Origin of the sequence: Acinetobacter sp. PFS20 (genome assembly GCF_052261015.1) — a bacterium.
Classification (GTDB): Bacteria; Pseudomonadota; Gammaproteobacteria; order Pseudomonadales; family Moraxellaceae; genus Acinetobacter.
In genome coordinates, this window is the sequence record NZ_JBPVZE010000001.1 from 1 (window position 1) to 12,256 (window position 12,256).

The window sequence follows — 12,256 nt, forward strand, 5'->3', positions numbered from 1 at the left end:
GTCACGGTAATGGTATGTGGACCGTCTGTTAATACAGGCAAGGTATTGTCTGCAAGGGTCCAGGTGCCGTCACCATTGTTGGTCGCTGGATAGTCTGTGCCATCAACAGTCACCACCACAGTCGCAGTCGGATCGTTCACTGTACCAGTGAGTGCTGGTGTGCTGTCATTGGTTAACACATCATCGAGTGCAACCACAGGTGCAGTAATGTCCGCAGACACTACGCCTGAACCTGGCAATGAAGTATTGCCTGCAGGGTCAGTTGCTGTTGCTGTAACCGTTTGACCATCCGTCAAGTCACCTGGGTTTGCTACTGACCAGCTGCCGTCTGTACCTGCAACCACAGTTGCTGTCGTACCGTCAGGGAAGCTTACAGTCACGGTTGAACCCGGTTCTGCTGTACCTGTCACTGGATCAGTCGCATTGATTGGATCAAGGACCGGTGCATTTGGTGCAGTGGTATCAATCGTTACCACAGCTGTATCTGTTCCTGCATTACCTGCAGGGTCAGTTGCTGTCACGGTAATGGTATGTGGACCGTCTGTTAATACAGGCAAGGTATTGTCTGCAAGGCTCCAGGTGCCGTCACCATTGTTGGTCGCTGGATAGTCTGTGCCATCAACAGTCACCACCACAGTCGCAGTCGGATCGTTCACGGTACCCGTCAACGCTGGTGTGCTGTCATTGGTCAACACATCATCGAGTGCAACCACAGGTGCAGTAATGTCCGCAGACACCACGCCTGAACCTGGCAATGAAGTATTGCCTGCAGGGTCAGTTGCTGTTGCTGTAACCGTTTGACCATCCGTCAAGTCACCTGGGTTTGCTACTGACCAGCTGCCGTCTGTACCTGCAACCACAGTTGCTGTTGTACCGTCAGGGAAGCTTACAGTCACGGTTGAACCCGGTTCTGCTGTACCTGTCACTGGATCAGTCGCATTGATTGGATCAAGGACCGGTGCATTTGGTGCAGTGGTATCAATCGTTACCACAGCTGTATCTGTTCCTGCATTACCTGCAGGGTCAGTTGCTGTCACGGTAATGGTATGTGGACCGTCTGTTAATACAGGCAGTGTATTGTCTGCAAGGGTCCAGGTGCCGTCACCATTGTTGGTCGCTGGGTAGTCTGTGCCATCAACAGTCACCACCACAGTCGCAGTCGGATCGTTCACGGTACCAGTGAACGCTGGTGTGCTGTCATTGGTCAACACATCATCGAGCGCAACGACAGGTGCAGTAATGTCCGCAGACACCACGCCTGAACCTGGCAATGAAGTATTGCCTGCAGGGTCAGTTGCTGTTGCTGTAACCGTTTGACCATCCGTCAAGTCACCTGGGTTTGCTACTGACCAGCTGCCGTCTGTACCTGCAACCACAGTTGCTGTCGTACCGTCAGGGAAGCTTACAGTCACGGTTGAACCCGGTTCTGCTGTACCTGTCACTGGATCAGTCGCATTGATTGGATCAAGGACCGGTGCATTTGGTGCAGTGGTATCAATCGTTACCACAGCTGTATCTGTTCCTGCATTACCTGCAGGGTCAGTTGCTGTCACGGTAATGGTATGTGGACCGTCTGTTAATACAGGCAGTGTATTGTCTGCAAGGCTCCAGGTGCCGTCACCATTGTTGGTCGCTGGATAGTCTGTACCATCGACAGTCACCACCACAGTCGCAGTCGGATCGTTCACAGTACCAGTGAGTGCTGGTGTGCTGTCATTGGTCAACACATCATCGAGTGCAACCACAGGTGCAGTAATGTCCGCAGACACCACGCCTGAACCTGGCAATGAAGTATTGCCTGCAGGGTCAGTTGCTGTTGCTGTCACCGTTTGACCATCCGTCAAGTCACCTGGGTTTGGTACTGACCAGCTGCCGTCTGTACCTGCAACCACAGTTGCTGTTGTACCGTCAGGGAAGCTTACAGTCACGGTTGAACCCGGTTCTGCTGTACCTGTCACTGGATCAGTCGCATTGATTGGATCAAGGACCGGTGCATTTGGTGCAGTGGTATCAATCGTTACCACAGCTGTATCTGTTCCTGCATTACCTGCAGGGTCAGTTGCTGTCACGGTAATGGTATGTGGACCGTCTGTTAATACAGGCAAGGTATTGTCTGCAAGGGTCCAGGTGCCGTCACCATTGTTGGTCGCTGGGTAGTCTGTGCCATCAACAGTCACCACCACAGTCGCAGTCGGATCGTTCACGGTACCCGTCAACGCTGGTGTGCTGTCATTGGTCAACACATCATCGAGTGCAACGACAGGTGCAGTAATGTCCGCAGACACTACGCCTGAACCTGGCAATGAAGTATTGCCTGCAGGGTCAGTTGCTGTTGCTGTAACCGTTTGACCATCCGTCAAGTCACCTGGGTTTGCTACTGACCAGCTGCCGTCTGTACCTGCAACCACAGTTGCTGTCGTACCGTCAGGGAAGCTTACAGTCACGGTTGAACCCGGTTCTGCTGTACCTGTCACTGGATCAGTCGCATTGATTGGATCAAGGACCGGTGCATTTGGTGCAGTGGTATCAATCGTTACCACAGCTGTATCTGTTCCTGCATTACCTGCAGGGTCAGTTGCTGTCACGGTAATGGTGTGTGGACCGTCTGTTAATGCAGGCAGTGTATTGTCTGCAAGCGTCCAGGTGCCGTCACCATTGTTGGTCGCTGGATAGTCTGTACCATCGACAGTCACCACCACAGTCGCAGTCGGATCGTTCACAGTACCAGTGAGTGCTGGTGTGCTGTCATTGGTCAACACATCATCGAGTGCAACCACAGGTGCAGTAATGTCCGCAGACACCACGCCTGAACCTGGCAATGAAGTATTGCCTGCAGGGTCAGTTGCTGTTGCTGTCACCGTTTGACCATCCGTCAAGTCACCTGGGTTTGCTACTGACCAGCTGCCGTCTGTACCTGCAACCACAGTTGCTGTCGTACCGTCAGGGAAGCTTACAGTCACGGTTGAACCCGGTTCTGCTGTACCTGTCACTGGATCAGTCGCATTGATTGGATCAAGGACCGGTGCATTTGGTGCAGTGGTATCAATCGTTACCACAGCTGTATCTGTTCCTGCATTACCTGCAGGGTCAGTTGCTGTCACGGTAATGGTATGTGGACCGTCTGTTAATGCAGGCAGTGTATTGTCTGCAAGGGTCCAGGTGCCGTCACCATTGTTGGTCGCTGGATAGTCTGTACCATCGACAGTCACCACCACAGTCGCAGTCGGATCGTTCACAGTACCAGTGAGTGCTGGTGTGCTGTCATTGGTCAACACATCATCGAGTGCAACCACAGGTGCAGTAATGTCCGCAGACACCACGCCTGAACCTGGCAATGAAGTATTGCCTGCAGGGTCAGTTGCTGTTGCTGTAACCGTTTGACCATCCGTCAAGTCACCTGGGTTTGCTACTGACCAGCTGCCGTCTGTACCTGCAACCACAGTTGCTGTCGTACCGTCAGGGAAGCTTACAGTCACGGTTGAACCCGGTTCTGCTGTACCTGTCACTGGATCAGTCGCATTGATTGGATCAAGGACCGGTGCATTTGGTGCAGTGGTATCAATCGTTACCACAGCTGTATCTGTTCCTGCATTACCTGCAGGGTCAGTTGCTGTCACGGTAATGGTATGTGGACCGTCTGTTAATGCAGGCAGTGTATTGTCTGCAAGGGTCCAGGTGCCGTCACCATTGTTGGTCGCTGGATAGTCTGTACCATCGACAGTCACCACCACAGTCGCAGTCGGATCGTTCACAGTACCAGTGAGTGCTGGTGTGCTGTCATTGGTCAACACATCATCGAGTGCAACCACAGGTGCAGTAATGTCCGCAGACACCACGCCTGAACCTGGCAATGAAGTATTGCCTGCAGGGTCAGTTGCTGTTGCTGTAACCGTTTGACCATCCGTCAAGTCACCTGGGTTTGCTACTGACCAGCTGCCGTCTGTACCTGCAACCACAGTTGCTGTCGTACCGTCAGGGAAGCTTACAGTCACGGTTGAACCCGGTTCTGCTGTACCTGTCACTGGATCAGTCGCATTGATTGGATCAAGGACCGGTGCATTTGGTGCAGTGGTATCAATCGTTACCACAGCTGTATCTGTTCCTGCATTACCTGCAGGGTCAGTTGCTGTCACGGTAATGGTATGTGGACCGTCTGTTAATGCAGGCAGTGTATTGTCTGCAAGGGTCCAGGTGCCGTCACCATTGTTGGTCGCTGGATAGTCTGTACCATCGACAGTCACCACCACAGTCGCAGTCGGATCGTTCACAGTACCAGTGAGTGCTGGTGTGCTGTCATTGGTCAACACATCATCGAGTGCAACCACAGGTGCAGTAATGTCCGCAGACACCACGCCTGAACCTGGCAATGAAGTATTGCCTGCAGGGTCAGTTGCTGTTGCTGTAACCGTTTGACCATCCGTCAAGTCACCTGGGTTTGCTACTGACCAGCTGCCGTCTGTACCTGCAACCACAGTTGCTGTCGTACCGTCAGGGAAGCTTACAGTCACGGTTGAACCCGGTTCTGCTGTACCTGTCACTGGATCAGTCGCATTGATTGGATCAAGGACCGGTGCATTTGGTGCAGTGGTATCAATCGTTACCACAGCTGTATCTGTTCCTGCATTACCTGCAGGGTCAGTTGCTGTCACGGTAATGGTATGTGGACCGTCTGTTAATGCAGGCAGTGTATTGTCTGCAAGGGTCCAGGTGCCGTCACCATTGTTGGTCGCTGGATAGTCTGTACCATCGACAGTCACCACCACAGTCGCAGTCGGATCGTTCACAGTACCAGTGAGTGCTGGTGTGCTGTCATTGGTCAACACATCATCGAGTGCAACCACAGGTGCAGTAATGTCCGCAGACACCACGCCTGAACCTGGCAATGAAGTATTGCCTGCAGGGTCAGTTGCTGTTGCTGTAACCGTTTGACCATCCGTCAAGTCACCTGGGTTTGCTACTGACCAGCTGCCGTCTGTACCTGCAACCACAGTTGCTGTCGTACCGTCAGGGAAGCTTACAGTCACGGTTGAACCCGGTTCTGCTGTACCTGTCACTGGATCAGTCGCATTGATTGGATCAAGGACCGGTGCATTTGGTGCAGTGGTATCAATCGTTACCACAGCTGTATCTGTTCCTGCATTACCTGCAGGGTCAGTTGCTGTCACGGTAATGGTATGTGGACCGTCTGTTAATGCAGGCAGTGTATTGTCTGCAAGGGTCCAGGTGCCGTCACCATTGTTGGTCGCTGGATAGTCTGTACCATCGACAGTCACCACCACAGTCGCAGTCGGATCGTTCACAGTACCAGTGAGTGCTGGTGTGCTGTCATTGGTCAACACATCATCGAGTGCAACCACAGGTGCAGTAATGTCCGCAGACACCACGCCTGAACCTGGCAATGAAGTATTGCCTGCAGGGTCAGTTGCTGTTGCTGTAACCGTTTGACCATCCGTCAAGTCACCTGGGTTTGCTACTGACCAGCTGCCGTCTGTACCTGCAACCACAGTTGCTGTCGTACCGTCAGGGAAGCTTACAGTCACGGTTGAACCCGGTTCTGCTGTACCTGTCACTGGATCAGTCGCATTGATTGGATCAAGGACCGGTGCATTTGGTGCAGTGGTATCAATCGTTACCACAGCTGTATCTGTTCCTGCATTACCTGCAGGGTCAGTTGCTGTCACGGTAATGGTATGTGGACCGTCTGTTAATGCAGGCAGTGTATTGTCTGCAAGGGTCCAGGTGCCGTCACCATTGTTGGTCGCTGGGTAGTCTGTGCCATCAACAGTCACCACCACAGTCGCAGTCGGATCGTTCACGGTACCCGTCAACGCTGGTGTGCTGTCATTGGTCAACACATCATCGAGCGCAACGACAGGTGCAGTAATGTCCGCAGACACCACGCCTGAACCTGGCAATGAAGTATTGCCTGCAGGGTCAGTTGCTGTTGCTGTAACCGTTTGACCATCCGTCAAGTCACCTGGGTTTGCTACTGACCAGCTGCCGTCTGTACCTGCAACCACAGTTGCTGTCGTACCGTCAGGGAAGCTTACAGTCACGGTTGAACCCGGTTCTGCTGTACCTGTCACTGGATCAGTCGCATTGATTGGATCAAGGACCGGTGCATTTGGTGCAGTGGTATCAATCGTTACCACAGCTGTATCTGTTCCTGCATTACCTGCAGGGTCAGTTGCTGTCACGGTAATGGTATGTGGACCGTCTGTTAATGCAGGCAGTGTATTGTCTGCAAGGGTCCAGGTGCCGTCACCATTGTTGGTCGCTGGATAGTCTGTACCATCGACAGTCACCACCACAGTCGCAGTCGGATCGTTCACAGTACCAGTGAGTGCTGGTGTGCTGTCATTGGTCAACACATCATCGAGTGCAACCACAGGTGCAGTAATGTCCGCAGACACCACGCCTGAACCTGGCAATGAAGTATTGCCTGCAGGGTCAGTTGCTGTTGCTGTCACCGTTTGACCATCCGTCAAGTCACCTGGGTTTGGTACTGACCAGCTGCCGTCTGTACCTGCAACCACAGTTGCTGTTGTACCGTCAGGGAAGCTTACAGTCACGGTTGAACCCGGTTCTGCTGTACCTGTCACTGGATCAGTCGCATTGATTGGATCAAGGACCGGTGCATTTGGTGCAGTGGTATCAATCGTTACCACAGCTGTATCTGTTCCTGCATTACCTGCAGGGTCAGTTGCTGTCACGGTAATGGTATGTGGACCGTCTGTTAATACAGGCAAGGTATTGTCTGCAAGGGTCCAGGTGCCGTCACCATTGTTGGTCGCTGGGTAGTCTGTGCCATCAACAGTCACCACCACAGTCGCAGTCGGATCGTTCACGGTACCCGTCAACGCTGGTGTGCTGTCATTGGTCAACACATCATCGAGTGCAACCACAGGTGCAGTAATGTCCGCAGACACTACGCCTGAACCTGGCAATGAAGTATTGCCTGCAGGGTCAGTTGCTGTTGCTGTAACCGTTTGACCATCCGTCAAGTCACCTGGGTTTGCTACTGACCAGCTGCCGTCTGTACCTGCAACCACAGTTGCTGTCGTACCGTCAGGGAAGCTTACAGTCACGGTTGAACCCGGTTCTGCTGTACCTGTCACTGGATCAGTCGCATTGATTGGATCAAGGACCGGTGCATTTGGTGCAGTGGTATCAATCGTTACCACAGCTGTATCTGTTCCTGCATTACCTGCAGGGTCAGTTGCTGTCACGGTAATGGTGTGTGGACCGTCTGTTAATGCAGGCAGTGTATTGTCTGCAAGGGTCCAGGTGCCGTCACCATTGTTGGTCGCTGGATAGTCTGTACCATCGACAGTCACCACCACAGTCGCAGTCGGATCGTTCACAGTACCAGTGAGTGCTGGTGTGCTGTCATTGGTCAACACATCATCGAGTGCAACCACAGGTGCAGTAATGTCCGCAGACACCACGCCTGAACCTGGCAATGAAGTATTGCCTGCAGGGTCAGTTGCTGTTGCTGTCACCGTTTGACCATCCGTCAAGTCACCTGGGTTTGCTACTGACCAGCTGCCGTCTGTACCTGCAACCACAGTTGCTGTCGTACCGTCAGGGAAGCTTACAGTCACGGTTGAACCCGGTTCTGCTGTACCTGTCACTGGATCAGTCGCATTGATTGGATCAAGGACCGGTGCATTTGGTGCAGTGGTATCCACTGTCACCACAGCCGTATCCGTACCCACATTGCCTGCTGCATCAGTTGCAGTCACGGTAATGGTATGTGGACCGTCTGTTAATACAGGCAGTGTATTGTCTGCAAGGGTCCAGGTGCCGTCACCATTGTTGGTCGCTGGATAGTTCACACCATCCACAGTCACCACCACAGTCGCAGTCGGATCATTCACTGTACCAGTCAGTGCTGGTGTGCTGTCATTGGTCAACACATCATCGAGCGCAACCACAGGTGCAGTAATGTCCGCAGACACCACGCCTGAACCTGGCAATGAGGTATTGCCTGCAGGGTCAGTTGCTGTTGCTGTCACCGTTTGACCATCCGTCAAGTCACCTGGGTTTGCTACTGACCAGCTGCCGTCTGTACCTGCAACCACAGTTGCTGTCGTACCGTCAGGGAAGCTTACAGTCACAGTTGAACCCGGTTCTGCTGTACCTGTTACTGGATCAGTCGCATTGATTGGATCAAGGACCGGTGCATTTGGTGCAGTGGTATCAATCGTTACCACAGCTGTATCTGTTCCTGCATTGCCTGCAGGGTCAGTTGCTGTCACGGTAATGGTGTGTGGACCGTCTGTTAATACAGGCAGTGTATTGTCTGCAAGGGTCCAGGTGCCGTCACCATTGTTGGTCGCTGGGTAGTTCACACCATCCACAGTCACTACAACAGTCGCAGTCGGATCGTTCACTGTACCAGTCAGTGCTGGTGTGCTGTCATTGGTTAATAGATCATTAAGAGCGACTGTCGGTGCAAGCGCATCTACGACACCTGTTGCAGGTCCTGATGTATTGCCAGCAGGATCTGTTGTAACTGCCGTAACTTCATCACCATCATTAAGACCTGGATTTGGCACAGTCCAACTGCCATCCGGTCCTGCTACAACGCTTGCTGTACTGCCATCAGGATAGGTCACAGTGACTGTTGAGCCAGGTTCTGCTGTACCTGTAATTGGGTCTGTCCCGTTAACCGGGTTAATTACTGGCGCATCAGGTGCAGTGGTATCTACTGTATAAGTTTGTGTATCGTTAACTGTGCTGCTATTACCTAATGCATCTGTAAACGTTACTTTCGCATCAATCGTCTTATCTGCATCTGCCGTTAAATCGCTGCCCGGTACACTTACTGTCCATGTACCTGCTGCACTGTCTACAGTTGCAGTATACGTTTGACCATTAATAACAACAGTAACGACTGTATTCGCGGCATCTGCCGGAACGTTTTTCAAAACACCACTAACCGTAACATTGCCTGATGCTTCTGAAGCATTAATCACGTTGTCAGAAGTGACAGAGTCAACCGCGAAGTTGACACCACTTGTATCTGGACCCACTGCATCGACAGTACCTGTGCCTGGTAATGATGGGTTACCTGCTGGATCGGTAGCGATTGCTGTTACCTTGTCTCCGTCATTTAAACCTGGATTTGGCACAGTCCAGCTACCATCCGGTCCTGCAACTACACTTGCTGTACTGCCATCAGGATAGGTCACAGTGACTGTTGAGCCAGGTTCTGCTGTACCTGTAATTGGGTCTGTCCCGTTAACCGGGTTAATTACTGGCGCATCAGGTGCAGTGGTATCTACTGTATAAGTTTGTGTATCGTTAACTGTGCTGCTATTACCTAATGCATCTGTAAACGTTACTTTCGCATCAATCGTCTTATCTGCATCTGCCGTTAAATCGCTGCCCGGTACACTTACTGTCCATGTACCTGCTGCACTGTCTACAGTTGCAGTATACGTTTGACCATTAATAACAACAGTAACGACTGTATTCGCGGCATCTGCCGGAACGTTTTTCAAAACACCACTAACCGTAACATTGCCTGATGCTTCTGAAGCATTAATCACGTTGTCAGAAGTGACAGAGTCAACCGCGAAGTTGACACCACTTGTATCTGGACCCACTGCATCGACAGTACCTGTGCCTGGTAATGATGGGTTACCTGCTGGATCGGTAGCGATTGCTGTTACCTTGTCTCCGTCATTTAAACCTGGATTTGGCACAGTCCAGCTACCATCCGGTCCTGCAACTACACTTGCTGTACTGCCATCAGGATAGGTCACAGTGACTGTTGAGCCAGGTTCTGCTGTACCTGTAATTGGGTCTGTCCCGTTAACCGGGTTAATTACTGGCGCATCAGGTGCAGTGGTATCTACTGTATAAGTTTGTGTATCGTTAACTGTGCTGCTATTACCTAATGCATCTGTAAACGTTACTTTCGCATCAATCGTCTTATCTGCATCTGCCGTTAAATCGCTGCCCGGTACACTTACTGTCCATGTACCTGCTGCACTGTCTACAGTTGCAGTATACGTTTGACCATTAATAACAACAGTAACGACTGTATTCGCGGCATCTGCCGGAACGTTTTTCAAAACACCACTAACCGTAACATTGCCTGATGCTTCTGAAGCATTAATCACGTTGTCAGATGTTACCGAATCAATCGCAAAATTTACTGATCCTGTATTTGGTGCTGCAGTATCAACAGTGACCACACCTGTATCTGTACCTTTGTTACCTGCTGCATCTGTTGCAGTCACGGTAATCGTGTGTGGACCGTCAGTTAATGCAGGCAGTGTATTGTCTGCAAGCGTCCAGGTGCCGTCACCATTGTTGGTCGCTGGATAGTCAACACCATCCACAGTCACCACCACAGTGGCGGTCGGATCGTTCACTGTACCAGTCAGCGCAGGTGTGCTGTCATTGGTCAACACATCATCAAAAGCAACTGTCGGCGCTGATGTATCAAGCGTATAAGTTTGTGTATCGTTAACAGTACTGCTATTACCTGCTGCATCTGTGAAGGTTACTTTGGCATCAATGGTTTTATCTGTATCAGCAACCAAACCACTACCCGGTACACTTACACTCCAAGTACCTGCAACTTTATCAACTGTTGCAGTATATGTTTGACCATTAATAACAACAGTAACGACTGTATTCATCGCATCTGCCGGAACATTTTTCAAGACACCTGTAATGGTGACATTACCTGATGCTTCTGAAGCATTAATCACGTTGTCAGCAGTTACTGAATCAACTGCAAAGTTGACACCATCTGTATTTGGCCCAACGGCATCGACAATAGCAGTCCCTGGTCCGGAAGTATTGCCAGCAGGGTCTGTTGCTACGGCTGTTACAGTATCTCCATCTTTAAGATCACCAGGATTATCAACTGACCATGTACCATCTGGTCCTGCTACAACAGTTTTCGTACTTCCGTCAGGATAAGTCACAGTCACTGTTGAACCAGGTTCTGCCGTACCTGTAATTGGGTCTGTCCCATTCACCGGGTCAATCACTGGTGCATTTGGTGCAGTGGTATCTACTGTATAAGTTTGCGTATCTTTAACAGTGCTGCTATTACCTGCTGCATCTGTAAACGTTACAGTAGCATCAATAGTTTGATCTGGATCTGCTTTTAAACCGCTACCCGGTACGCTTACACTCCATGTGCCCGCATTCTTATCTACTATCGCATTATAAGTCACACCATTAATTACAACAGTTACCACAGTATTTGCTGCATCTGCTGGAATGTTTTTCAAAATACCAGTAATCGTGACATTACCTGCTGCCTCTGAGGCATTAAGTACATTATCTGATGTAACTGAATTAACAGAGAAAGTTACCCCATCTGTATTTGGTGGAGTCGTATCGGTAGGTGTTGAAGAGTCATTATTACTATCATGGTTCGATGCTGCTGCGATAATACCACCCGCAACTAATGGGATAGCCCACAGCCATGGGTTTATACCGCCATCGTGATAAAGCAATGGTTCAATTGAAGAAATAGGTTGATAAATGACATCAGACACCAACTCTTGTGGTGCCTCTGCTGGTAAAGCAGCTGGTAAATCTTCAGCTACGAGTGCTTGTGGCTCAACATCACTGTCGGCATCAGCATCCGCATCAGCATCCGCGTCTGCATCATTTTCAGCATCTTTGAATTTTGCCCAAATTAACTGTCCATTTTCGTCTTGAAAAACAAGGCTGTTATCTTTAGGCTCAGCTGTTCCACTAAAAAAGCCTTCAATAACAATTGTCTCGCCATTTTTCAGGCGAATGACTGCATTGGTTCCCTCCCTATTTACTACCAATACATCACTGGCAGCCACTTTTACCAATACAACCGATGCTTCTGTAAGCGATGCGGAAGTTCCCTTGATGGTTGACAAGGTGTCGTGACTATCCTTGGCAATAATTTGTATTTCAGGCATATCTGTATTCCTTTTATATTATTGATTTAAATGATTTTTGTATAATTCTTTTTACTTAATGTTTTCAAGTTTTTGACCTACAACTTAAAAACATTAAGTAATGTGATCATTTTTACATTAACCACTTTAAAATAAAAAAAACAAATACTAAAGTACCTAAAGAAAAAATTTTAATTAATAGAAATTATATATAAGTCTTCTTTGAGTTTATCTTGTGTTAATTTAATGGAAAATTTCTTTAAATGTTTTATATATAAAACAAATTTCTTTTTTTATATTTACCATTTGTTGAAAAGTCATTTAATTAAAGTATCCATATAACA

Annotated in this window: 1 protein-coding gene; it reads right to left on the bottom strand. The window is 49.8% G+C overall.

What is annotated here, in order from left to right; genetic code table 11:
* A partial coding sequence (locus ACS125_RS00005; RefSeq protein WP_443269910.1) for an Ig-like domain-containing protein occupies positions 1-11,933 on the bottom strand: 11,933 nt, incomplete at its 3' end.
* Between the last annotated feature and the right edge of the window lie 323 nt (positions 11,934-12,256).